The 21,918-nt window shown below is 73.4% G+C and carries 21 protein-coding genes; 12 read left to right on the top strand and 9 right to left on the bottom strand.

Going from position 1 to position 21,918, the window contains the following annotated elements; all coding sequences use genetic code 11:
* Positions 1-43 precede the first annotated feature (43 nt).
* The gene (locus NLX85_RS07675; protein ID WP_254333699.1) at positions 44-643 is read right to left on the bottom strand and encodes a PadR family transcriptional regulator; all 600 of its coding nucleotides are present in this window, start codon (positions 641-643) and stop codon (positions 44-46) included.
* Between the two features lie 132 nt (positions 644-775).
* On the opposite strand from NLX85_RS07675, the gene NLX85_RS07680 reads away from it, so the two are divergent.
* A complete protein-coding gene (locus NLX85_RS07680; protein WP_254332732.1) occupies positions 776-2,527 on the top strand; it encodes a biotin carboxylase N-terminal domain-containing protein in 1,752 nt (583 codons plus the stop codon).
* A gap of 81 nt (positions 2,528-2,608) precedes the next feature.
* Positions 2,609-4,048 carry a GuaB1 family IMP dehydrogenase-related protein gene (locus NLX85_RS07685; RefSeq protein ID WP_254332734.1) on the top strand — a complete coding sequence of 480 codons (1,440 nt, stop codon included), beginning with the start codon at positions 2,609-2,611 and terminating at the stop codon, positions 4,046-4,048.
* A 36-nt stretch (positions 4,049-4,084) separates the two neighbouring features.
* Here the strand turns inward: NLX85_RS07685 and NLX85_RS07690 are convergent, their stop codons facing one another.
* The gene (locus NLX85_RS07690) at positions 4,085-4,633 is read right to left on the bottom strand and encodes a TetR/AcrR family transcriptional regulator (RefSeq protein ID WP_254332736.1); all 549 of its coding nucleotides are present in this window, start codon (positions 4,631-4,633) and stop codon (positions 4,085-4,087) included.
* Between the two features lie 88 nt (positions 4,634-4,721).
* On the opposite strand from NLX85_RS07690, the gene NLX85_RS07695 reads away from it, so the two are divergent.
* From NLX85_RS07695 to NLX85_RS07710, 4 genes are all read left to right on the top strand, one after another.
* Positions 4,722-5,162, top strand: a complete 441-nt coding sequence (locus NLX85_RS07695; RefSeq protein WP_254332738.1) for a DoxX family membrane protein — start codon at positions 4,722-4,724, stop codon at positions 5,160-5,162.
* Positions 5,163-5,217: 55 nt separating this feature from the next.
* Entirely contained in the window at positions 5,218-5,739 is a 522-nt protein-coding gene (locus NLX85_RS07700; RefSeq protein WP_254333700.1) for a MarR family winged helix-turn-helix transcriptional regulator, read from the top strand.
* Complete coding sequence (locus NLX85_RS07705; RefSeq protein ID WP_254332745.1) at positions 5,733-7,466, top strand: ABC transporter ATP-binding protein; 1,734 nt, start codon at positions 5,733-5,735, stop codon at positions 7,464-7,466. Before NLX85_RS07700 ends, NLX85_RS07705 begins: the two co-directional genes overlap by 7 nt.
* A gap of 76 nt (positions 7,467-7,542) precedes the next feature.
* Entirely contained in the window at positions 7,543-9,654 is a 2,112-nt protein-coding gene (locus tag NLX85_RS07710) for an ABC transporter ATP-binding protein (RefSeq protein WP_254332746.1), read from the top strand.
* A 46-nt stretch (positions 9,655-9,700) separates the two neighbouring features.
* Here NLX85_RS07710 and thrS read toward each other — a convergent pair whose 3' ends face one another.
* A complete protein-coding gene (gene thrS / locus NLX85_RS07715; RefSeq protein ID WP_308210700.1) occupies positions 9,701-10,933 on the bottom strand; it encodes a threonine--tRNA ligase in 1,233 nt (410 codons plus the stop codon).
* A 508-nt stretch (positions 10,934-11,441) separates the two neighbouring features.
* On the opposite strand from thrS, the gene NLX85_RS07720 reads away from it, so the two are divergent.
* The 4 genes from NLX85_RS07720 to NLX85_RS07735 all read left to right on the top strand — a co-directional run bounded on the left by NLX85_RS07720 (position 11,442) and on the right by NLX85_RS07735 (position 13,591).
* Positions 11,442-12,056 carry a DedA family protein gene (locus NLX85_RS07720; RefSeq protein ID WP_254332750.1) on the top strand — a complete coding sequence of 205 codons (615 nt, stop codon included), beginning with the start codon at positions 11,442-11,444 and terminating at the stop codon, positions 12,054-12,056.
* Positions 12,057-12,124: 68 nt separating this feature from the next.
* On the top strand, positions 12,125-12,493 hold the full coding sequence (locus tag NLX85_RS07725; RefSeq protein WP_254332752.1) for a type II toxin-antitoxin system RelE/ParE family toxin: 369 nt from the start codon (positions 12,125-12,127) through the stop codon (positions 12,491-12,493).
* The gene (locus NLX85_RS07730; RefSeq protein WP_254332754.1) at positions 12,490-12,822 is read left to right on the top strand and encodes a helix-turn-helix domain-containing protein; all 333 of its coding nucleotides are present in this window, start codon (positions 12,490-12,492) and stop codon (positions 12,820-12,822) included. Before NLX85_RS07725 ends, NLX85_RS07730 begins: the two co-directional genes overlap by 4 nt.
* Positions 12,823-12,922: 100 nt before the next feature.
* Positions 12,923-13,591 (top strand): DUF998 domain-containing protein, encoded by a 669-nt coding sequence (locus tag NLX85_RS07735; protein WP_254332757.1) that lies wholly within the window; start codon positions 12,923-12,925, stop codon positions 13,589-13,591.
* On the opposite strand, the gene NLX85_RS07740 is transcribed toward NLX85_RS07735, so the two are convergent.
* The gene (locus tag NLX85_RS07740; RefSeq protein WP_254332759.1) at positions 13,569-14,972 is read right to left on the bottom strand and encodes an NAD(P)H-quinone dehydrogenase; all 1,404 of its coding nucleotides are present in this window, start codon (positions 14,970-14,972) and stop codon (positions 13,569-13,571) included. The genes NLX85_RS07735 and NLX85_RS07740 overlap by 23 nt on opposite strands.
* 166 nt (positions 14,973-15,138) lie before the next feature.
* On the opposite strand from NLX85_RS07740, the gene NLX85_RS07745 reads away from it, so the two are divergent.
* Positions 15,139-15,594, top strand: coding sequence for a gamma-glutamylcyclotransferase (locus NLX85_RS07745; RefSeq protein WP_154229937.1), 456 nt, complete (start codon positions 15,139-15,141; stop codon positions 15,592-15,594).
* Positions 15,595-15,666: 72 nt separating this feature from the next.
* On the opposite strand, the gene NLX85_RS33390 is transcribed toward NLX85_RS07745, so the two are convergent.
* Genes NLX85_RS33390 through NLX85_RS07765 form a run of 4 tightly spaced genes read right to left on the bottom strand, consistent with a single transcriptional unit; the run spans position 15,667 to position 19,033 of the window.
* On the bottom strand, positions 15,667-16,629 hold the full coding sequence (locus tag NLX85_RS33390; RefSeq protein ID WP_254332761.1) for a GNAT family N-acetyltransferase: 963 nt from the start codon (positions 16,627-16,629) through the stop codon (positions 15,667-15,669).
* 42 nt (positions 16,630-16,671) lie between these two features.
* Positions 16,672-17,412: a hypothetical protein gene (locus NLX85_RS07755; protein WP_254332762.1), complete on the bottom strand. Its 741-nt coding sequence runs from the start codon at positions 17,410-17,412 to the stop codon at positions 16,672-16,674.
* 43 nt (positions 17,413-17,455) lie between these two features.
* Positions 17,456-18,397 carry a hypothetical protein gene (locus NLX85_RS07760; RefSeq protein WP_254332764.1) on the bottom strand — a complete coding sequence of 314 codons (942 nt, stop codon included), beginning with the start codon at positions 18,395-18,397 and terminating at the stop codon, positions 17,456-17,458.
* Between the two features lie 6 nt (positions 18,398-18,403).
* Positions 18,404-19,033, bottom strand: a complete 630-nt coding sequence (locus tag NLX85_RS07765) for an MBL fold metallo-hydrolase (protein WP_254332766.1) — start codon at positions 19,031-19,033, stop codon at positions 18,404-18,406.
* Between the two features lie 122 nt (positions 19,034-19,155).
* Here NLX85_RS07765 and NLX85_RS07770 point away from each other — a divergent pair, with 122 nt between their 5' ends.
* Positions 19,156-20,124: a DUF4349 domain-containing protein gene (locus tag NLX85_RS07770; protein WP_254332768.1), complete on the top strand. Its 969-nt coding sequence runs from the start codon at positions 19,156-19,158 to the stop codon at positions 20,122-20,124.
* On the opposite strand, the gene NLX85_RS07775 is transcribed toward NLX85_RS07770, so the two are convergent.
* Complete coding sequence (locus NLX85_RS07775) at positions 20,081-21,340, bottom strand: amidohydrolase (RefSeq protein WP_254332770.1); 1,260 nt, start codon at positions 21,338-21,340, stop codon at positions 20,081-20,083. The genes NLX85_RS07770 and NLX85_RS07775 overlap by 44 nt on opposite strands.
* Positions 21,341-21,918: the final 578 nt, after the last annotated feature.

Here is a 21,918-nt window from a genome sequence, read left to right on the forward strand (position 1 = left end):
CGCGCAGAGACTAACGCGATATAGCTCTTGTGGTCAACGTTGATTATTCCGCGTTGGGAGCGCCGTCCCGCCAGCCCGGCCACCCCTCGGCCTGCTCCAGCCCAGCAGGCAGGTACGACACTCCGGACTCGATCCGCTCGGCGATCCGCTCGCACCAGGCCATCTCCGCCTCGGCCCGGGCCAGCCAGAGCTCGAACATCCAGCCGACGTGCACCGGCTTGCGGTTGCGCACCCAGTCCGAGTCCAGCGAGGCCCGCATCGACTCGACGCCGGCCCGCAGGAGGTTCGCCCGGTTACGCAGGGCCGCCGCCGCCTCGTCGCGGGGCATGGCGGGCAGGAACGAGAAGGCCGCCACGAACGGGTCCGGTGGCTCGTTGAGCTGCCACCACTGCGCCCGCAGCAGGGTCTCGAACTCCTCCTCGCCCTTCGCCGTCACCTCGTACGTGGTGCGGGCGGGGCGGGCGCCGACCTGCTCCACGGAGACCGTCCGGAGCAGCCCTTCGTCGGTGAGCTTGCGCAGCGCGTGGTAGATCGAACCGGGCTGCACGTTGGCCCACTTGTCCGCGCTCCAACTGAGCAGCTCACGGCGTACGTCGTAGCCGTGCACCGGCTGCATCCACCTGACCAGGCCCAGAATCATCATCCGTGTTGCCGACACCGGGCAAGCGTAATAGCCAAATTTGACTACAGTGCGGCATCCCACACTGAGCGATCGTTAGGGCCGAATTCCCCGGCCGATACACTCCCGGCAACGACCTCGGGAGGAGCCACCAAGGTGCGCAAGGTACTCATCGCCAACCGCGGCGAGATCGCCGTCCGCGTCATCCGCGCCTGCCGCGACGCCGGCCTGGCGAGCGTCGCCGTCTACGCGGACTCCGACCGGGACGCCCTGCACGCCACCCTCGCCGACGAGGCGTACGCCCTGGGTGGCGACACGGCGGCCGACAGCTACCTGCGGATCGACAAGCTGATCGACGTGGCCGCGAGGGCCGGCGCCGACGCGGTGCACCCCGGCTACGGCTTCCTCTCCGAGAACGCCGACTTCGCCCAGGCCGTCATCGACGCCGGGCTGAGCTGGATCGGCCCGACCCCGCAGGCCATCCGCGACCTGGGCGACAAGGTGACCGCCCGGCACATCGCCCAGCGGGCCGGCGCGCCCCTGGTCCCCGGCACGCCGGACCCGGTCGGCAACGCCGACGAGGTGATGGCCTTCGCCGTCGACCACGGGCTGCCGGTCGCCATCAAGGCGGCGTTCGGCGGCGGCGGGCGCGGCCTCAAGGTGGCCCGCACCATGGAGGAGATCCCGCACCTGTTCGAGTCGGCCACCCGCGAGGCCGTCGCGGCGTTCGGCCGGGGCGAGTGCTTCGTCGAGCGCTACCTGGACCAGCCCCGCCACGTCGAGGCGCAGGTCCTGGCCGACCAGCACGGCAACGTGATCGTGGTGGGCACCCGGGACTGCTCCCTCCAGCGCCGGCACCAGAAGCTGGTCGAGGAGGCCCCGGCGCCGTTCCTCACCGAGGCCCAGCGCCGCCAGATCCACGACAGCGCCAAGGCGATCTGCCGGGAGGCCGGCTACCACGGCGCCGGCACGGTGGAATACCTGGTCGGCGCGGACGGCACCATCTCCTTCCTGGAGGTCAACACCCGGCTCCAGGTCGAGCACCCGGTGACCGAGGAGACCTCCGGCATCGACCTGGTCCGTGAGCAGTTCCGCATCGCCGACGGCGAGAAGCTGCGGTTCACCGAGGACCCGACCCCGCGCGGGCACTCGATCGAGTTCCGGATCAACGGCGAGGACCCGGGCCGCAACTTCCTGCCCGCCCCGGGCACCATCACCGCGCTGCGGCTGCCCACCGGGCCGGGCGTGCGGGTCGACACGGGCGTCGCGGCCGGCGACGTCATCGGCGGCAACTTCGACTCGCTGCTGGCCAAGGTGATCATCAGCGGCGAGACCCGCACCGAGGCGCTGGAGCGGGCCCGCCGCGCGCTGGACGAGATGGTCGTCGAGGGCATGGCCACGGCGCTGCCCTTCCACCGCCTGGTGGTCCGCGACGAGGCGTTCACCGCCGAGCCGTTCACCGTGCACACCCGGTGGATCGAGACCGAGTGGGACAACACCGTCCCGGCCTTCACCGCCGCCGCCGGCGCCGCCGAGGGGCCGGCCGAGCGCGAGACCGTCGTGGTCGAGGTGGGCGGCAAGCGGCTGGAGGTCACCCTCCCGGCCGGCCTCGGCGGGGGTACGGCGGCAGCCGCGCCCGCCGCGAAGAAGCCGGCCCGCCGGGGCGGCGGCGCCAAGGCCGGCGCGGCGGCCGGCGGCGACACGCTCGCCTCGCCCATGCAGGGCACCATCGTCAAGATCGCCGTGGCGGACGGGGACACCGTCGCCGAGGGCGACCTCGTGGTGGTCCTGGAGGCCATGAAGATGGAGCAGCCCCTGCACGCCCACAAGGCCGGCACGGTCAGCGGCCTGTCGGCCGAGGTCGGTGCGGTGATCACGGCCGGCGCCGCGATCTGCACCATCTCCTGACGTCCGCGGCGGTCCCGCCGGCCGGGGTGGTTTGGGCCACCAGCGGCGGCGGGACCGGCCGCGAGCGGGAATGATGGCCGGGTGCGGTTCCTTCATGGCGCGGTCCCCGCGCACGACCTGACCTACAACGACGTCTTCATGGCGCCCAACCGCTCCGAGGTGGGCTCCCGGCTCGACGTCGACCTGGCCTCGGCCGACGGCACCGGCACCACCATCCCGCTGGTGGTGTCGAACATGACCGCGGTCGCCGGCCGCCGGATGGCCGAGACGGTGGCCCGGCGCGGCGCCATCGCGGTGATCCCGCAGGACATCCCCATCGAGGTGGTGGCGAACGTCGTCGCCTGGGTCAAGCAGCGGCATCTCGTGCACGACACCGCGATCACGCTCGGCCCCACGGACACCGTGGGCGACGCCATCCACCTGCTGCCGAAGCGGTCGCACGGCGCGGTGATCGTGGTGGACGAGGCCGGCCGCCCGCTCGGCGTGGTCACCGAGGCCGACACCGTCGGGGTGGACCGCTTCGCCCAGCTCCGGCACGTCATGTCGACCGAGCTGCACACCGTGCCGGCGGACGCGGACCCGCGTACCGGCTTCGACCGGCTCTCGGCGGGCCGGCGGCGGCTCGCCCCCGTGGTGGACGCCGAGGGGCGCCTGGTCGGGGTGCTGACCCGGTCGGGCGCGCTGCGCGCCACGCTCTACAAGCCGGCCGTTGACGACCGGGGCCGGCTGCGCGTCGCCGCCGCGGTGGGCATCAACGGCGACGTGACCGGCAAGGCGGCCGCCCTGCTGGAGGCCGGGGTGGACACCCTCGTGGTGGACACCGCGCACGGGCACCAGGAGCGGATGATCTCGGCGCTGCGGACGGTCCGCAAGCTCGACCCCGCAGTGCCGGTGGCGGCGGGCAACGTGGTCACCGCCGACGGCGTGCGCGACCTGGTCGAGGCGGGCGCCGACATCATCAAGGTCGGTGTCGGGCCGGGCGCCATGTGCACCACCCGGATGATGACTGGCGTGGGCCGCCCGCAGTTCTCCGCGGTGCTCGACTGCGCCGCGGCGGCCCGCTCGCTCGGCCGGCACGTCTGGGCCGACGGCGGCGTACGCCACCCGCGGGACGTGGCGCTGGCGCTCGCCGCGGGCGCCTCGAACGTGATGATCGGCTCCTGGTTCGCCGGCACCTACGAGTCGCCCGGCGACCTCTACACCGACGCCGACGGCCGGCGCTACAAGGAGAGCTTCGGGATGGCCTCGGCCCGCGCGGTGAGCGCCCGTACCGCCGAGGACAGCGCCTTCGACCGGGCCCGGAAGGCGATCTTCGAGGAGGGCATCTCCTCGGCCCGGATGTACCTGGACCCGACCCGGCCGGGTGTCGAGGACCTGATCGACGAGATCATCTCCGGGGTGCGCAGCGCGTTCACGTACGCGGGCGCCCGCAACCTGGAGGAGTTCCACGAGCGGGCCCTGGTCGGCGTGCAGAGCACCGCCGGCTACACCGAGGGCATGCCCCTGCCGACGAGCTGGTGACCCCGGGGCCGGGTCCCGCGCGGAGAGGCCCGGCCGTCAGGGGAAGAGCCGGCTGATCACGGTGCGGGCGGCGGCCTCCGGGTCGGGGCCGACCCGGGGCGGCAGGGCGCCCGAGAGCCAGAGCGTCGCGAAGCCGTGCACGATCGACCACGCCGCCAGCGCGTCGACGTCCGGCCCCCGGCCGGTACGCCGGGCCACGCCGGTGCGCAGCAGCTCGCCGGCGCGGGTCCGGGCGGCCACCACCTCGGGATCGTCGGCCCGGTAGAGGTCGGGGCGGAACATCACCTCGAAGTGGGCCCGGTGCCGGACGGCGAACCCCACGTACGCCACCCCGGTGTCGACCAGATCGTCGCCGGCGTTCCCCAGCGCCTCGGCCAGCAGCGCGAACCCCTGGGCGGCGAGCGCGGTGAGCAGCCCCGCCTTGTCGCCGAAGTGGTGTGCGGGGGCGGCGTGCGAGACGCCGGCCCGGCGGGCCAGGTCGCGGAGGCTCAGCGCGGCCGGGCCGGACTCGGCCATCACCTCCACCGCCGCGTCGAGCAGGGCGCGGCGAAGGTCTCCGTGGTGGTACGCGCGGGACTGGGTCATGCGCACCACTCTAACTTGCCATTGACAAGATGGCCCTTCGCGGCGCAATCTTGTCACCGACAAGTTGACCCCTCGGGAGGCGTACCCCATGGCACCTCTGATCGCCCTCGTCGCCGGCACCGCGGCGGCCCGGCTCGCCGGCCTGCTCGGCGTCGACGCCCTCGACGGCTGGCACCCCGCCCTGCGGATCGGCCTGGCCCTGATGTTCGTGCTGACCGCCTCGGCCCACTTCCTGTCCCGCCGCGCCGACCTGATCGCCATGGTGCCGCCGCGGCTGCCCCGGCCCGACCTGCTGGTCACCCTGACCGGGGTGTTCGAACTGGCCGGCGCGCTCGGGCTGCTCCTGCCGGCCACCGCGCGGGCGGCCGCCGCCGGCCTGGCGCTGCTCATGCTGGCCATGTTCCCGGCCAACGTCTCGGCCGCCCGCCGCGGGCTCACGCTCGCCGGCCGCCCGGTCACCCCGGTCGGCGTCCGGACGGCCCTCCAGGTGATCTTCGTGGCCGCCGCCCTGGCGGTGGCGTTCGGCTGACCGCGAAAATAGTTTGGGGCCTTACCGTTCGGGGGCTAATCTAACGCCCGTGAACATGGGACCGCTCGTCCGCTTCCCCGACGCGCTCCAGCAGGCGCCGCTCGGCCGGCTCATCTCCATCGCCGGGCACATCGTCGAGCAGCACTGGGGCCGCTACCTCGCCGAACACCACGGGCTCACCTCCGCCGGCATGCGGGTGCTGCTCGTCCTGCTGCGGGCCGGCGACAGCACCCACCGGGAGATGGCGGAGCGGTGCTTCGTCCGGCCCGCCACCCTCACCGGCATCGTCGACACCCTGGAGCGCGACGGCTTCGTCGCCCGCCGCCGGGACCCCGCCGACCGGCGCAGCGTCCAGCTCAGCCTCACCGACAAGGGCCGGGAGCACGCGCTCGCCATCATCGACCTCATCCACAGCAACCGGCCGCTCACCTCGGTCGACGCGGACCCGGCGAAGCAGGCGGTCATCCGCGAGTTCCTCACCGAAATCATCACGAGCATGTCCGATGGCGACCTTCGCCGGTTGAACCGGGACAGCGAGTCCGACACCGAGAACCCATCGGGGAGCCGTCCGTGCTGATCCGCCTGCTCCGTACCCACCTGCGCCCGTACCGGCGGTTGCTGGCCGCGGTGGTGGCCTTCCAGTTCGTCGGCACGATGGCATCGCTCTATCTGCCGAGCCTCAACGCCGACATCATCGACCGCGGCGTGGCCGTCGGCGACACCGACCAGATCCTGCGTACGGGCGGCTGGATGCTGCTCGTCAGCCTGCTCCAGATCGCCTGCTCGATCGTCGCCGTCTATCTCGGCGCGAAGACCGCCATGGGCTTCGGCCGCGATGTCCGGGCCGGCATCTTCGCGCACGTCAACCGCTTCTCCGCCCGCGAGGTGGCCCGGTTCGGGGCGCCCTCGCTGATCACGCGGAACACCAACGACGTGCAGCAGGTGCAGATGCTCGTGCTCATGAGCTGCACCATGCTGGTCGCCGCGCCGATCATGAGCGTCGGCGGCGTGGTCATGGCGCTCCAGGAGGACGTGGGGCTCTCCTGGCTCATGCTGGTCTGCGTGCCGGTCCTGGCCGTCGCGCTGGGCCTCATCACCCGGCGGATGGTCCCGGGCTTCCGGCTCATGCAGACCCGGATCGACACGGTCAACCGGGTGCTGCGCGAGCAGATCAGCGGCATCCGGGTGGTCCGGGCCTTCGTCCGCGAGCCCTACGAGACCGAGCGGTTCCGGGTGGCGAACACGGACCTGACCGCGACCGCGCTGCGGATCGGCCGCCTCCAGGCGCTGATCTTCCCGGTGGTGATGCTGGTGCTCAACGTCTCCAGCGTCGCGGTGCTCTGGTTCGGCGCGGAGCGGGTCGACTCCGGCCAGATCCAGGTCGGCGCGCTCACCGCCTTCCTGCAGTACCTGATGCAGATCCTGATGGCGGTCATGATGGCCACCTTCATGCTGATGATGGTGCCGCGCGCGGCCGTCTGCTCCGAACGGATCGTCGAGGTGCTGGACACGGAATCGTCGGTGGTGCCGCCGGTCGAGCCGATGATCGCGATGACCCGGCGCGCGGAGCTGGAGTTCCGCCGCGTCTCCTTCCAGTACCCGGGAGCGAGCGCGCCGGTGCTGCACGACATCTCGTTCCGGGCCAGCCCCGGCCGGACCACGGCGATCATCGGGTCCACCGGCGCCGGCAAGACCACCCTGCTCACCCTGATCCCCCGGCTGGTCGACCCGACCGCCGGCGCCGTGCTTGTCGACGGGGTGGACGTGCGGCTGCTGGAACCGGACGAGGTGTGGCGCCGGATCGGCCTGGTGCCACAGCGGCCGTACCTGTTCAGCGGCACCGTCGCCAGCAACCTCCGGTACGGCAACCCGGACGCGACCGACGCCGAACTCTGGGCGGCCCTGGAGATCGCCCAGGCCCGGGACTTCGTCGCCGAGATGCCGGGCGGGCTGGACGCGCCGATCGCGCAGGGCGGCACGAACGTCTCCGGCGGCCAGCGGCAACGGCTCGCCATCGCCCGCGCGCTGGTCCGCCAGCCGGAGATCTACCTCTTCGACGACTCCTTCTCCGCGCTCGACCTCGGCACGGACGCCCGGCTGCGGGCCGCGCTGAAACCGGTCACCGCGGACGCGGTGGTGGTGATCGTGGCCCAGCGGGTCTCCACGATCATCGACGCCGATCAGATCATCGTGCTCGAGGACGGGGGCGTCGTCGGGATGGGACGACACGAGGACCTGCTGGTGACCTGCCCGACGTACGCCGAGATCGTGGCGTCCCAGCAGACGGCGGAGGTGACGGCATGAGCGAGCGCAGCGAGCGAACCAGCCAGCTCAGTGGCCGCGGGGGTCATGACGGCGCCGAGCGAAGCGAGGTGACGGCATGACGGCCGTACCCGGACAGAAGCCGGCGCCGGACGCGAAGGCCGACGGGCAGGCGCCGCAGCGGCTGCCGGCGGCGGCCGCCGCACGGCGCGGCGGGGGGCCGCCGTGGATGGGCGCCGCCATGCCGGCGGAGAAGTCGATGAACTTCGGGCCGTCCGCCCGCCGACTGCTCGGCCGCCTGCGGCCGCACCGGTTCTCCCTGGCCGCGATCATCACGCTGGCGGTGGCCAGCGTCGGGGCGAGCGTGATCGGTCCGAAGATCCTCGGGCACGCCACCGACATCATCTTCGCCGGTGTGGTCGGCCGGCAGATCCCCGCCGGCACCACCCCGGAGCAGGCGGTCGCCGCGGCCCGGGCCGCCGGCAACGACAACTTCGCCGACATGCTGGCCCGGATGGACGTGGTGCCCGGGGCGGGCATCGACTTCACGGCGCTGGGCCGCACCCTCACCCTGGCGCTCGCGCTCTACCTGGGCGCCAGCCTGCTCATGTGGTGGCAGGGCTGGCTGCTCAACGGGGTCGTGCAGCGCACCGTGCTGCGGCTGCGCGCCGAGGTGGAGGAGAAGCTCAACCGGCTGCCGCTGCCCTACTTCGACAAGCAACCCCGGGGCGAGCTGCTCAGCCGCGTCACCAACGACATCGACAACATCTCGCAGACCCTGTCGCAGACGCTCAGCCAACTGCTCAGCGCGCTGCTCACCGTGGTCGGCGTGCTGGCCATGATGTTCTGGATCTCGCCGCTGCTGGCGCTGGTCGCCCTGGTGGCGGTGCCGCTGTCGGTGGTCGTCACCCAGCAGATCGCCAAGCGCTCGCAGCGCCGGTTCATCGCCCAGTGGCGGCACACCGGCGAGCTGAACGGCCTCATCGAGGAGACCTACACCGGCCACGAGCTGGTCAAGGTCTTCGGCCGGCAGCGCGAGGCGCAGGCCGCCTTCGCGGCCAAGAACGACGAGCTGTTCCAAGCCAGCTTCGCCGCCCAGTTCATCTCCGGGATCATCATGCCGGCGATGATGTTCGTGGGGAACCTCAGCTACGTCGCGATCGCCGTGGTCGGCGGGCTGCGGGTGGCCTCCGGCACGATGAGCCTCGGCGACGTGCAGGCGTTCATCCAGTACTCGCGGCAGTTCACGCAGCCGCTGACCCAGATCGCCTCGATGGCCAACCTGCTCCAGTCCGGGGTGGCCTCGGCCGAGCGGGTCTTCGAGGTGCTCGACGCCGAGGAGCAGGTCCCGGACCGGCCCGCCCCACCCAAGGTCACCGGCCGGGTGGAGTTCGACCACGTCTCCTTCCGCTACGACCCGGACAAGCCGCTGATCGACGACCTCTCGCTGGTGGCCGAACCCGGGCACACCGTCGCCATCGTCGGCCCGACCGGCGCCGGCAAGACCACCCTGGTCAACCTGATCATGCGGTTCTACGAGCTGGACGCCGGCCGGATCACCCTCGACGGGGTCGACATCAGGTCCATGAAGCGAGCCGAGCTGCGCGGCCGGATCGGCATGGTGCTCCAGGACACCTGGCTCTTCGGCGGCACCATCCGGGACAACATCGCGTACGGGCGGCCGACCGCCACCGAGGAGGAGATCCTGACCGCGGCCCGGGCCACCTTCGTGGACCGGTTCGTGCGCAGCCTGCCCGACGGCTACGACACCGTGATCGACGAGGAGGGCAGCAACGTCAGCGCCGGCGAGAAGCAGCTCATCACCATCGCCCGGGCGTTCCTCGCCGAGCCGTCGCTGCTGATCCTCGACGAGGCGACCAGCTCGGTCGACACCCGCACCGAGGTGCTGCTCCAGCGGGCCATGGCGGCGTTGCGCAGCGACCGGACCAGCTTCGTCATCGCGCACCGGCTCTCCACCATCCGCGACGCCGACCTGATCCTCATGATGGAGCAGGGCCGGATCGTCGAGCAGGGCAGCCACGACCAGCTGCTCGCCGCCGACGGCGCGTACGCCCGGCTCTACCGGTCGCAGTTCGCCGGCGCCGCGATCGACGAGGAGGCCGCCGCGCCGCTGCCGGCCGGCGGACCGCCCGGGCTGCCGGGCGGACCGCCCGGACGGCCCGGCGGCGGACCGCCCGGGCAGCCGGCCACCGCGCCGGCCGGGCGCTGACATGGGCGCCACGAGCGGCGACCCGGCCGGAGCGACGCCCCGCCGGTCAGGCCGGCGGGAGCAGGTCGGCCGAGCGGGCGGCCACCACGGCGCCGACCAGCCCCAGCGCGTCAGCCGCCGGCATCGGGTCGAGCCCGCGCCCGTCGCGCAGGCGCAGGGCGACCGACCCGTCGGCAGCCTCCCGGCGGCCGATCACACCGACGTACGGCACCTTCCGGCGGGCCGCGTCGCGGATCCGGGCGCCCAGCGAGCCGGCCAGGTCGACCTCGGCCCGCAGCCCGGCCGCCTCGGCCCGGCGGGCCAGCGCCACCGCCGCGTCGGCCTGGCCGTCGTCGACCGGGAGCAGCACCAGCTGCACCGGGGCGTACCAGGCCGGGAAGGCGCCGGCGTGCACCTCGATGAGGTACGCGAAGAGCCGCTCCATGCTGCCCACCAGGCTCCGGTGCACCATGACCGGCCGCTTCCGGCGCCCGTCCGCGTCGGTGTACGACAGGTCGAACCGCTCCGGCTTGTCGAAGTCGAGCTGGACGGTGGAGATGGTCGACTCCCGGCCGGCCGCGTCCACGATCTGGATGTCGATCTTCGGGCCGTAGAAGGCGGCCTCGCCCGGCCCTTCGTGGTGGTCGACCCCGTCGAGCGCGGCGCGCAGCAGTTCCTCGGCCCGCGCCCAGTCGGCGTCGCCGCCGACGTACTTCTCCCCCGGCCCGCGCAGCGACAGCCGGAACCCGGCCGGCCGGACGCCGAGCGCGGCGTGCGCCTCGCGGATCAGCCGGAGGATCTCGCGTACCTCGTCTCCGACCTGCTCCAGCGCGCAGAAGTTGTGCGCGTCGTTCAGCGAGATGGCGCGGACCCGGGACAGGCCACCGAGCACCCCGGAGCGCTCCGCCCGGTACATCCCGCCGATCTCCGCGACCCGCAGCGGCAGCTCCCGGTAGGAGCGGCCCCGGGCGCGGAAGACCAGCGCGTGGTGCGGGCAGAGCGCGGGGCGCAGCACGAACTCGTCGTCGGCGCTCAGCCGCATCGGCGGAAACATGTCGTCGGCGAAGTAGCCGAGGTGACCGGAGAGCTCGAACAGCTCCCGTTTGCCCAGCGGCGGCGAGTACACGTGCCGGTAGCCGGCGCGGCGCTCCAGTTCCCGCACGTACTCCTCGACGGCGTGCCGGGCGGCCGCGCCGGCCGGCAGCCAGATCGGCAGCCCGGCGCCCGCGAGGGGGTCCGAGACGAACAGCTCCAGGTCCCGGCCGAGCCTGCGGTGGTCGATCATGTCGCTCTCCTTGATCGGGTACGACCCGGAGGCGAGCTGACCCGGAACGCCGCGAGGCCCCGGAGCGGATCGCCCCGGGGCCTCGTCGACGGAAACGTCAGTGCGGCGCGCCGGGGATACCCGGCGTCGTGGTCAGTACCGCGCTGCGCATGCGGCGACGGTACGCGCGGCGGCGCGGCTGCGGCACCTGGATTTCGCGACGCACCCGGCGGTGGTGCGGTGGGAGCGGGTCGCCGGCACGGGACCTGCCGGCGACCCGCGGCGGCCCGTCCGTCGGGAACGGGGGACCCGACGTCTCCGGAGCCGCGCGCCGACAACGGTACGCCGCCGATCGTCGATCCGCCGCCCGCCCCCGGGGCCGGCGACGCCTTCGCGGCTCGTCACATCCGGCGGGGCTGCGTCGTTGAACACCGGTGGCCTGCCGGTGTCGCCGGTCACCGCCGGACGGGGCCGATCACGGTGACGCGGGACACGCCGTCAGGCTCGGTACGGTCGAACGGGGAACTCCGGCGAGGTGGCGGTCGTGGCCGAATTCATCTCTGACGTCGCGTCGCCCACCTGGGCGTACGCGGTGCTGCTCACCCTGCTGGTCGCCGACGCCTTCGTGCCGGTGGTGCCGACCCAGGTCGTCATGATCACCAGCGGGGCACTGACCGTCTACGGCGGGCTCAACCTGCCGCTGACCATCGCGGTAGGCGCGCTCGGCGTCTTCGCCGGCGACCTCGCCTGCTACGTGCTGGGCCGCACCGCACCCGCCCGCCGCGAGCCGCGACACGGGTCGCCGGGCCGGGCCCGTCGGGCCGCCGCCCGGGTCACCCGTGGCCTGCGCGAACCCGGGCCATTGGTGATCCTGCTCTGCCGGTTCGTGCCCGGCGGCCGGATGGCGGCCTGCTTCTCGGCCGGGCGCAGCCGCTACCCGTACCGCCTCTTCGTCCTGTACGAGGCCGCCGCGGCCATCTGCTGGGCGGCGTACGGGACGCTCGTCGGCCACCTCGGCGGCGCCGCGCTGACCGAGTCGGCGTGGCGGCTGCTGCTGATCGGCGGAACGGCGGCGGCCGGGTTCGCGGCGGCGGGCTGGGCCATGACGGTGATCAGCGCCCGCCACACCCGCTCCGAACCCGAGGTGACGGTCGACTGACCCGCGTGTTTCCGCTGCCCTCGTGTGTCCGGGCGGGAAGCGATATAAGCTGCCCTTATATTGGCGACATGTGGGAGATCAGGCTGCATCCAGAGGTCGAAGCGTGGTTCCTGGACCTGTGCCGGACCGATCGCCTCACGGCTGACCTCGTCAGCGAGGCGATCGACCTGCTCGGGGAGCACGGCCCCGCACTGGGACGCCCTCTGGTCGATCGCCTGAAAGGCAGCACCTTTCATCACATGAAGGAGTTGCGACCCGGCTCGGCCGGACCGACGGAGGTGCGGATGATCTTCGCGTTCGATCCGTTGCGGGAAGCTGTGTTCCTCGTGGCCGGGGACAAGGCGGGGCAGTGGCAGAGTTGGTACCGGACGGCCATCCCCCTGGCGGACGCACGATTCCAGGAGCACCTCATCAGCCTGAAGGAAGTCCAGCAATGACAGATGGAGTGAACTGGCGGGACGTCAAGGCCCAGGCGAGGAAGATCGACCCGACCTGGGACGAGCCTGAACGTGCGGCTCGGCGTGGGCAGCTGCGGGAGCAGATGCTCGCCTCGGTCAGCGGTGCGCAGCTCGCCGAGATCCGCAAGCAGCTTGGCATCACCCAGACTCAGTTGGCCGAGGCCGCGGGTCTGTCCCAGGCAAGGATCAGCCAGATCGAGAACGGGGAGAGCACCAACCTGGAGACGCTGAGGGCCTACGTGACCGGCCTCGGCGGGCATCTCGACGTCGTCGCCCGGATCGGGAACATCCAGCTCAACGTTGCCTGACTCCGTGCGCCCCCGGAGCAGCCGGTAGGGGGCGACCCCGGGATCGAAGTGGGTGGTGGTCCCCGATCCGTTTCGGGCGGTTCCGGCGACAGGCTGAGGCATGCCTGGAACCCGGAACAGCGGCCTGCTGGCCCTCGGCGGGATCGCCCTGGCGGCGGTGCTCGCCGTCCTCGGTCACCTCGAGGTGAGCGACGACCTGAATCCCTGGTCGCTGACCGTCAGCGACTTCGCCGTCTCGGACCGGGGCGGCGTCATCGACACGGCCATGGCGGTGCTGGCGGCGGCCACGGTCGTGCTCCTGCCGGCGCTGCGCCGGGCCGGCGCGGGCCGGTTCGCGGGGGCGCTGCTGGTGGCCTGGTCCGCCGGCCTGCTGGCCGCCGCGGTGGTGCCCACCAACGAGCCGGGGCTCCCCATGGACACCGCCGCCTACCTGCACCGCTACGCCTCGGTGGTGGCCTTCCTGGCCCTGCCGGTCGCCGGCTGGCTGCTCGCCCGGCCGCTCGGTGGGCGGGCCGCCGGCTGGCTGCGCGGGCTCACCCTGACCAGCCTGCTGCTGGCCGCGGCCATGATCTGGTCCGCCTACCCTGGCGACCGGCTGCTGATCGGCCTCGCCGAACGCCTGCTCATCCTCACCGAGGTCGCCCTGCTCGCGGTGGTCGCGGCCACGCTGGCCGGGCGTCGCGTCGGCGGCGTGGCGGTGCCCCGGGGGTGGGAACACCGCCAGCTCGCCGAGGTGGCGCGCGAGGTCACTCCAGCTCGTGGAGCATGAGCTGACGGGCCGCCTCGGTGATCGAGCCGGACAGGCTCGGATAGATGGTGATGGTCTGGGCCAGCTCGTTGACGGTGAGGTTGTTCTCCACCGCCATGGTGATCGGCAGGATCAGCTCGCTGGCCTTCGGCGCCACCACCACGCCGCCGATCACCTGCCCGCTGGCGGGCCGGCAGAAGAGCTTCACGAAGCCGTCGGCCAGGTCGTCCATCTTCGCCCGGGCATTGCCGGAGAGCGGCAGCATCACCTGGCGGGCCGGGACCTTGCCGGCGTCGACCTCGTCCTGCGAGACGCCGACGGTGGCCAGCTCCGGGTCGGTGAACACGTTCGCCGCGACGGTACGCAGCCGCAGCGGCCGGACGGCCTCGCCGAGCGCGTGCCACATGGCGATCCGGCCCTGCATGGCGGCGACGCTGGCCAGCGGCAGCACCCCGGTGCAGTCGCCGGCCGCGTAGATGCCGGGGACGTTGGTCCGGGAGACCCGGTCGACCGTGACGTAGCCGCCCCGGGCCAGCTCGACGCCGTACTCGGCGAGGCCCAGGTCGGCGGTGTTGGGGATCGAGCCGACCGCGATCAGCGCGTGCGAGCCGGCCACCACCCGGCCGTCGGAGAGCACCACCTCGACGCCGTCGCCCACCCGGCGGACCGCCTCGGCGCGGGAGTTGTTGAGGATGGTCATGCCCCGGTTGCGGAACACCCGCTCGATGGCCGAGGCGGCGTCGGCGTCCTCGTGCGGCATGACCCGGTCGCGGCTGGAGACCAGGGTGACCGCGACCCCCATGGCCAGGTACGCGCTGGCGAACTCGGCGCCGGTCACGCCGGAGCCGACCACGATCAGCTGCTCGGGCAGCTCCGGCAGGTCGTACACCTGGCGCCAGGTGAGGATGCGCTCGCCGTCGGGCAGGGCAGTGGGGAGCTGGCGCGGGGTGGCGCCGGTGGCGATCAGCACGGTGGTGGCGGCGATCGAGTACTCCTCGCCACCGTCGGCCGGCGAGACGATCACCCGGTGGGTGTGACCGAGGGTGTCCTCGCCGAGCCGGGCGGTGCCGGCGACGAACTCGACCCCGGCCTTGATCAGCTTGGCGTGGATGTCCGCGGACTGGGCCAGGGCGAGCCGCTTGACCCGCTCGTGCACCGCCGGGGCGTCGACGGTGACCGCCTCCAGCCCGTCGGAGTGCACGCCGAACTCCTCGGTGTCCCGGTAGCCGGTGACCACCTCCGAGCTGGCGATGAAGGTCTTGGACGGCACGCAGTCGGAGAGGACGCAGGCGCCGCCGGCCCCCTCGGCCTCGACCACGGTGACCTCAGCGTCCAGCTGGGCGGCGACCAGCGCCGCCTCGTACCCGGCCGGCCCCCCGCCGATGATCACGATCTGGCTCACGGAGCCATCCTTTCGTTCGCGACTGCGGGGCTCCGCTCCGCTGCACTCCTCGCGCTCACCCGCGCTCGCCCCCGATCAATGGTCACAGTGACTTTCTTCTCCCCGTCGCGTTCGACACGCACCGTCGTATTCTCCCCCACCCGTCGGCCGGGCTATCGTCATCGCCGTGCGTCTTTACGCCGCTTACGGCTCGAACCTGGACCCCGCTCGCATGCGCGCCTACTGCCCGCATTCGCCGATGGTGGACACCGGCTGGCTGGAGGGGTGGCGGCTCACCTTCGCGGGCGAGGACGTCATCGGCTGGGAAGGCTCGGTCAGCACGGTCGTCGAGTCGCCGGGCGACCGGGTCTTCGTGGCGCTCTACGACATCCACCCGTACGACGCGGCCCAGCTCGACGAGATCGAGGGCGTCACCTCGGGGACGTACCGGAAGCTGACCGTCCGCGTCTCGACGCTGGACGGGGACGTGACCGCCTGGGTCTACGTGTTCGACGGGTACGAGGGCGGCCTGCCGACGTCGTGGTACCTGTCGGAGATCGCGAACGCGGCGGAGAAGGCGGGCGCGCCGGACGACTACGTCACCGAGCTGCGGTCCCGCCCCACCGGCACCGCGTCCGCGTAGCGCGTCTCCCACGTCTCCAGTCTCCTCCGGCCGGTTCCCCGGCCGGGCGTCGACCCCGCGGCGGGTCGCGTATCACACACCGGCGGCGGGCACGCTCCGCTCGTACATGTCGGTCCAGCGCGCGTCGGCCAGCCGCACCGAGCGGTAGAGGGTGACCGGGGCGGTCGGGTTGGCCAGGTCGACACCGAGGCCGGCCTCGGCCCGGCCCTTGGCGGCGTAGACGGCGAAGGCCCGGCGCAGCAGCGCCGCCCCCACCCCGCGCCGCCGGTAGGCGGGCAGCACGGACAGCGTCCGGACCCAGCCCATGTCCTGGTCGAGAGCCTGGTCGGAGGACTGGAGGGCACCGGCCGGCTCGCCGTCGACCTCGGCCAGGAACCACTCGTCCCACACCTTCCCGGAGGAGGGGAGCGCCTCGCGCCACTGGTCGAAGCCGACCGGCTCGTAGTCCGGGGTGTCCCGGAACGCGATGTCGAAGATCCGGTGGAACAGCCGCAGGTCGGACTCGTCGTCGGCGCGCAGCGGCCGGACGGTCACCCCGGCCGGGAGCGCCGGCTCGGCAGGCAGGTCGGCCAGCGAGCGGGTCATCCGGATGTACCGCTTGAGCCGGGTGAAGCCCGCCGCGGCCAGCTCCTCGGCCCAGCGGGTCTCCGGGGCGAAGACGGCGGTACGGACGGTCAGGGCGGGCAGGCCGCGTTCGGCGGCCCGCTCGGCGACCCGGTCGAGCAGCCGGGCCAGCAGCGGGGCGCGCAGGTCGGCGCCCCGGTCGGGGTCGACGTAGACCTCGACGAACTCCCGCCCCACCCCGGTGGGGTTGCTCAGGATGGTCCACCCCACCGCGGTGCCGTCCGGGTCGGTGACCAGCCAGGAGTCCCGGGCCATGTCGACGAAGGGCGCGGTCAGGGCGTCCCGGACGTCCTCGGCATCGAAGTCGGGGTAGCCGACCGCGAAGGTGTCGGCGGCGTGCACCACCGTGAGGATCGCGGGCACGTCGTCGAGGGTGGGGCGGCGGGCGGTCCAGCCGGCGGGAATCGTCACGCGGCAGATATTGGCAGCCGCTCCGGCGACCCCGCTTCCCATTTATCGGCCCCGGAGGCCCAGCCGCGCGGCGGTCAGCAGATTGAGCAGTTCCGCGCCCTCGCCGGGCCCGAAGGCCCGGAACGCCGGGGAGACCAGCCGGTCGGTCACCGCCTCGGCCCAGAGCCGCCGCCGCACCAGCGGCCCCACCGGCGGGTACGGCGGCGGCCAGCCGCACGCGGCGGCCCCGGCGTCCCCCTCCGGCCCGGCCAGCACCGCCTCCAGCGGGGTCATCCCGGAGGCCCGCACCGCCAGCAGGTACGCCCCGGCGAAGTGCTCGCGGAGCAGCAGCAGCGCGACGGCCGCCCGGGCGCCCGGCGCGGGATCGTCGACCGGCATGGCCCGCCAGGCGGCGAAGAGCGGCATCCCGCTGCCGTCCGCCGCGTCGACGGCCCGCCGCAGCAGCCCGGCGAGCCGGGACGTCTCCGGTGTGTCACCCAGGTTGGCCACGCCCCACCGGCAGCACTCGGCCAGGTTCGCGGCCGCCACCTCCAGCGGCGGGACGGTCCGCACGGCGGCGTCCCAGCCGTCGGCGACCGCCTCCGGTGCGATGAAGCCGAGCGCGGCGGCGACCGTCTCGGCGCGCACGTCGCCGAGGGCCCCGGCCCGGCCGGTGATGTAGAAGGCCCAGCCGGAGATGCCGAGCAGCCGGGCCCGGCGCAGCGTCGACGGGCAGCGGGAGAACGCCTCCCCGAGCTCCAGCACCAGCGGCTTGCTGGCGGCGGCGACCTGCTCCGGGGTCATCGGCGGCACCCCACCGTCCGTCCACCGTGGTCATCCATCACGGTCAGTCTGCCCCGTGACCACCCTCCGCGGCATCCCCCTCTTCGGCGTCGAGCGCCTCCAGCGCGGCCTCCACCTCGCCGGTGCGCCGGCGGGCCGCGGTGAGCGACCGCTCCGCGCCCCGGCGAGCCAGCTTGGCCCGGCTCAGCTCCTGCTCGGCGACGGCCCGGCGGCGTTCGAGTTCGGCCAGCTCGGTCTCGATCCGGTCCAGCGTCGCCCCGCCGTCCCGTTCGGCGTCGGTGGCCTCGGCCAGCTCCGCCTCGGCCCGCTCCTGCTCGTCGCGGGCCTTCGCCAGCTCGCGTTCCACGGCCCGGCGGCGCTTCGCCCGCTCGGCCCTCGCCGCCCGCTCGGCGGCCCGCTCGTCGCGCGTCCGCCGGGCCTCGGCGCGCTCGACCGCCCGGTCCGGTACGGCGGGTTCCTCCTCCCCACCACCGGTGACCAGCCGCAGCTGCGGCCGGGGCACCTCGCCGAACCCGGCGTAGTGGGTGGCCCGCAGCAGCCGGCCGGCGCGTACCTGCTCGGCCACCTCGGTGTCGGAGAGCGCCGCGTTCAGCGTCGCCTCCACCTCACCGAGCGGCAGCTTCCCGACCGGCGGGGCACCCGGTTCGGCGGCGGCGAGCTTGCGTACCTCGGCGACCAGGGCGCCCACGACGGCCCGGCGCTGCGCGGACAGCTCGCGGAGCCGGCCGCCCCGCAGTTCGCGCTGGGCGGAGCGGAGCGACTCGGCGAGCTGCGCCAGGTCGGCGACCAGCTCCGGGCGGCGGATGGCGAGGAGGTTGACCAGCCAGGCGGCGACGGTGGGCCGGCGCAGCTTGCCGATCTCCCGGGCGCCCTTCGGGTCGCCGGCCCGGCGCGCCTCGGCGACGGCGGCGTCCCGGGCCGCGACGAACCGGTCCGGCGGCGTCGCGTAGAGCCGCTGGACCAGGTCGGGGGGTGGACCGGCCATGCGGGGTCAGGCGTCGATCCGGGTGCCCGGTTCCAATCGCCGGTACTCGGTCTTCGACATCGCGGTGTACTGGCGGTCGAGCACGCCGAAGCCCCTGTCGTTGAGCAGCCCGTCGTGCAGCGCGAAGGCCCGCCGCGGGGCGACCGCCCGGATGAAGTCGAGCACTTCGGAGAACTTCGACCAGGGCGCGTGGATCGGGGCGAAGAGCGTGTCCACCTGGATGTCGTCGGGGACGACGAGCGAGTCGCCCGGGTGGTAGACGACGTCGTTGAACACGTAGCCCAGGTTCTGGACGACCGGGATGTCCGGGTGGATGACGGCGTGCTGCCCGCCGTACGCGCGGACCGCCACGCCGGCGGCGGTGAACGACTCGCCCGGCACGACCACGGTCAGCGCCTCGGCCGCGTCGCCGAGGGCGCCGGCGAGCGAGGCGGGACCGAGAACGGGGACCGGACGCCGGTCCAGCGCGCGGGTCAGCGCCTCGACGTTCACGTGGTCCGGATGCTCGTGGGTGATGAGCACCGCGTCCACCCCGTCGAGCGCCTCGGGTTCGCTGTAGACACCGGGGTCCACGACCAGCACTCCGCCGTCGTGCTCCAGCCGGACGCAGGAGTGGGTGTACTTGGTGACCTGCATCGTGACTCCTCGATTATCGAATCGTGACGTCCTCAGCGCAGTCTGCCGGAACCGGCGCGGTGTCGCGTCGCGTCCGACGTATCGGTCCCGCAGCGGGACCGCCGGAGGATCGGAGCGGGGACATGAGGATACGGGACAGCCGGCGCCGGGGCCGGGCGCTCGCGGCGGCCGGGCTGCTGGTGGTGTTGGGCGTCGGGGCCTGTAGCGCGGGCGGTGACTCGGGTGGCGACAACGCGGGTTCGGCCGCCCAGCCGCAGGCGGCGGCGGGTGGGGCGGCGGACCGGGATCAGGCCGCGCCGGAGAAGGCGCAGTCCGGTGCGGGCGGCGCGGACCTGCGGGTCGACCAGCGGGCGATCATCTACACCGGAACGCTGCGGGTGCGGGTGGACGACGTGGAGCGGGCGGCACGCGAGGCGAGCACGGCGGTGACGGCGGCCGGCGGTTTCGTCGGCGGCGACCAGCGCAACAGCGACTCCGCCGACGCCCGTGCCGAGTTGGTGCTGCGGGTGCCGGCGGACCGGTTCACGAACGTGCTGGAGGCGCTGGCGAAGCTCGGCAGGCAGGAGCGGCGCGAGGTCCGGACCGAGGACGTGACCGAGGAGACCGTCGACCTGGACGCCCGGATCGCCACCCAGCGCGCCCGGGTGGACAGCGCCCGGCGGCTGCTGGCCCGGGCCACCTCGATCACCGACCTGGTCACGCTGGAGAACGAGGTGGGCCGCCGGGAGGCGGATCTGGCCTCGCTGGAGGCGAAGAAGCGCCGGCTCGCCGACCTGACGGCGCTCTCCACCGTCACGGTGACCTTCGTCGGCCCGGAGGCCGCGGCCACCGAGGACGAGGAGGACCTCGGCTTCCTGGCCGGGCTGCGGGGCGGCTGGTCGGCGTTCCTGGGCTCCCTGCGGGTGGCGCTCACCGTGCTGGGCGCGGTGCTGCCGTTCGCGGTGGCGATCGGCGTGCCGGTGGCGCTGGTGGTGGCCCTGGCGCGTCGCCGCGGGCGCCGTACGCCGCCGGCCGGTCCGGCGCTGCCGGGGCCGGCGGGTCCGGTGCCTAGCGGGCCGCCGCCAGTGCCCGCAGCGCGGTCTGGACCATGAGGCGTACGCCGACCGGGATGGCGCGCTCGTCCACGTCGAACGAGGCCCGGTGCAGGTCCACGTTGGGCCCGTTCCGGCCGACGCCGAGGCGGGCGAGCGCGCCGGGCACGTGCTCCAGGTACCAGGAGAAGTCCTCGCCGCCCATGCTCTGCGGGGTCTCGGCGATGCCCTCCGGGCCGAGCGCTGCCGCGGTGGCGGCGGTGAGCACGCCGATGGCGCGGGCGTCGTTGGTGACCGGCGGCCGGCCGCGCAGGTATTCCAGGTCGACGGTGGCGCCGGTGGGCGCGAGGACGTCCCGCACCACCTGGGCCACGATCTTCGGGGCCTGGTCCCACGTGTCCCGGTCCATCACCCGCAGGGTGCCGGCGGCGCAGGCCTCGGAGGGGATGACGTTGTAGCGGGTGCCGGCCGAGGCGTGGCCGAACACCAGCAGCAGCCCGCTGTTGGCCGGCACCCGGCGGCTGACCAGGGTCGGCACCTCGGTGACCAGCCGGCCGAGCGCGTCGACGAGGTCGACGGTCAGGTGCGGGCGGGCGGTGTGCCCGCCGGGCCCGGTGAGCCGCACGGTGACGTTGTCGGCGGCGGCGGTGATCGGGCCGACCCGCAGGCCGACCTTGCCGACCGGCAGGTTCGGGTCGCAGTGCACCGCGAAGATCTGCACGACGTCGTCCAGGCCGCCGGCCTCGATGACCTCCAGCGAGCCGCAGGGCAGGATCTCCTCGGCGGGCTGGAAGATGAGCCGCACCCGGCCGTCGAGCTGACCGAGGTCGGCGAGCTGGGCGAGGAGCATGCCCACGCCGAGCATGACGCTGGTGTGCACGTCGTGCCCGCAGGCGTGGCAGACGCCGTCCACCGTGGACCGGTACGGCACGTCCTTCGGGTCGGTCAGCGGCAGCGCGTCGATGTCGGCGCGGAGGGCGATCACCGGACCGTCCGGGCGCCCGTCGATGTCGCAGATGACGCCGTTGCCCTTGGGCAGCAGGCGCGGGCTCAGCCCGGCGAGGGAGAGCTCGCGGTGGACCAGGGCGGCCGTCTCGAACTCCTCGCCCGACAGCTCCGGGTGGGAGTGGATGTGACGGCGGGTGGCGATGAGGCCGGGTACCCGCAGCGCGAGCAGATGGTCGAGCTCGAATGGCAGGGGCTGGGACCCGGTCGGCGCCTCCGGCCAGGACGACGCCAGCGGGCTGCCCGACGGCAGCGTCAACGCACTCGTCACGTCGAATTCTCGATCACTAGAGATGGATGGATCATCGGGGAGAACAGCAGACAGCCTAGACCTCCGGCGGTGACGCTGCGCAACGTCTTTCGCGTAGCGGTCGGACCGCGCAGCGTCACGAATGCCCTGGTGGGAGGGCCCGAATATCTGCGGGACAGCAGGTAGATCGCGGTCGAACGCCGTCATCTGCCCCACACCTCCTACAACGCGTAACCGATTCATCGGTCACCAAATCCCCGGTTGTCGTTCCGAATTGTCGCATTAGTCGCGGCAATTAACTGCCGCTCCGACAATTGCGTGACAACGGTCGGCTGTCGAGCGACTCCCGACGGTGACATGCCGGTCCTGACTGCGACCGCACAGGCTGTCCGTCCGGTTCACCCGACCGGCTTACCCGCATTCCCGATCCGCACACGCGCGCCGACTCCGGCCACGCTGCCCGACGGACCCGGGAGCGGCGCCCGGGCGGCGTCGCCCGGGGAGGATCCACACCGAGCCGTCACCGCCCCCGCCGCGTGCGGGGAGAGCATCGACTGTACGCCGCCCTGCGGCGAACGCCCAGGTCAGCGCGCGTCGGG

This window comes from Micromonospora sp. A3M-1-15 (assembly GCF_024213425.1).
In the GTDB taxonomy this organism is placed as follows: Bacteria; Actinomycetota; Actinomycetes; order Mycobacteriales; family Micromonosporaceae; genus Micromonospora; species Micromonospora chersina.

Excerpts from the sequence above, each read along its gene's own strand:
- NLX85_RS07675 (WP_254333699.1), bottom strand. The coding sequence starts at position 643 with ATGATGATTCTGGGCCTGGTCAGGTGGATGCAGCCGGTGCACGGCTAC.
- NLX85_RS07700 (WP_254333700.1), top strand. The coding sequence starts at position 5,218 with ATGGGACCGCTCGTCCGCTTCCCCGACGCGCTCCAGCAGGCGCCGCTC.
- NLX85_RS07730 (WP_254332754.1), top strand. The coding sequence starts at position 12,490 with ATGACAGATGGAGTGAACTGGCGGGACGTCAAGGCCCAGGCGAGGAAG.
- NLX85_RS07695 (WP_254332738.1), top strand. The coding sequence starts at position 4,722 with ATGGCACCTCTGATCGCCCTCGTCGCCGGCACCGCGGCGGCCCGGCTC.
- NLX85_RS07760 (WP_254332764.1), bottom strand. The coding sequence starts at position 18,397 with ATGGCCGGTCCACCCCCCGACCTGGTCCAGCGGCTCTACGCGACGCCG.
- NLX85_RS07755 (WP_254332762.1), bottom strand. The coding sequence starts at position 17,412 with ATGACCCCGGAGCAGGTCGCCGCCGCCAGCAAGCCGCTGGTGCTGGAG.
- NLX85_RS07770 (WP_254332768.1), top strand. The coding sequence starts at position 19,156 with ATGAGGATACGGGACAGCCGGCGCCGGGGCCGGGCGCTCGCGGCGGCC.
- NLX85_RS07710 (WP_254332746.1), top strand. The coding sequence starts at position 7,543 with ATGACGGCCGTACCCGGACAGAAGCCGGCGCCGGACGCGAAGGCCGAC.
- NLX85_RS07690 (WP_254332736.1), bottom strand. The coding sequence starts at position 4,633 with ATGACCCAGTCCCGCGCGTACCACCACGGAGACCTTCGCCGCGCCCTG.
- NLX85_RS07725 (WP_254332752.1), top strand. The coding sequence starts at position 12,125 with ATGTGGGAGATCAGGCTGCATCCAGAGGTCGAAGCGTGGTTCCTGGAC.
- NLX85_RS07765 (WP_254332766.1), bottom strand. The coding sequence starts at position 19,033 with ATGCAGGTCACCAAGTACACCCACTCCTGCGTCCGGCTGGAGCACGAC.
- NLX85_RS07735 (WP_254332757.1), top strand. The coding sequence starts at position 12,923 with ATGCCTGGAACCCGGAACAGCGGCCTGCTGGCCCTCGGCGGGATCGCC.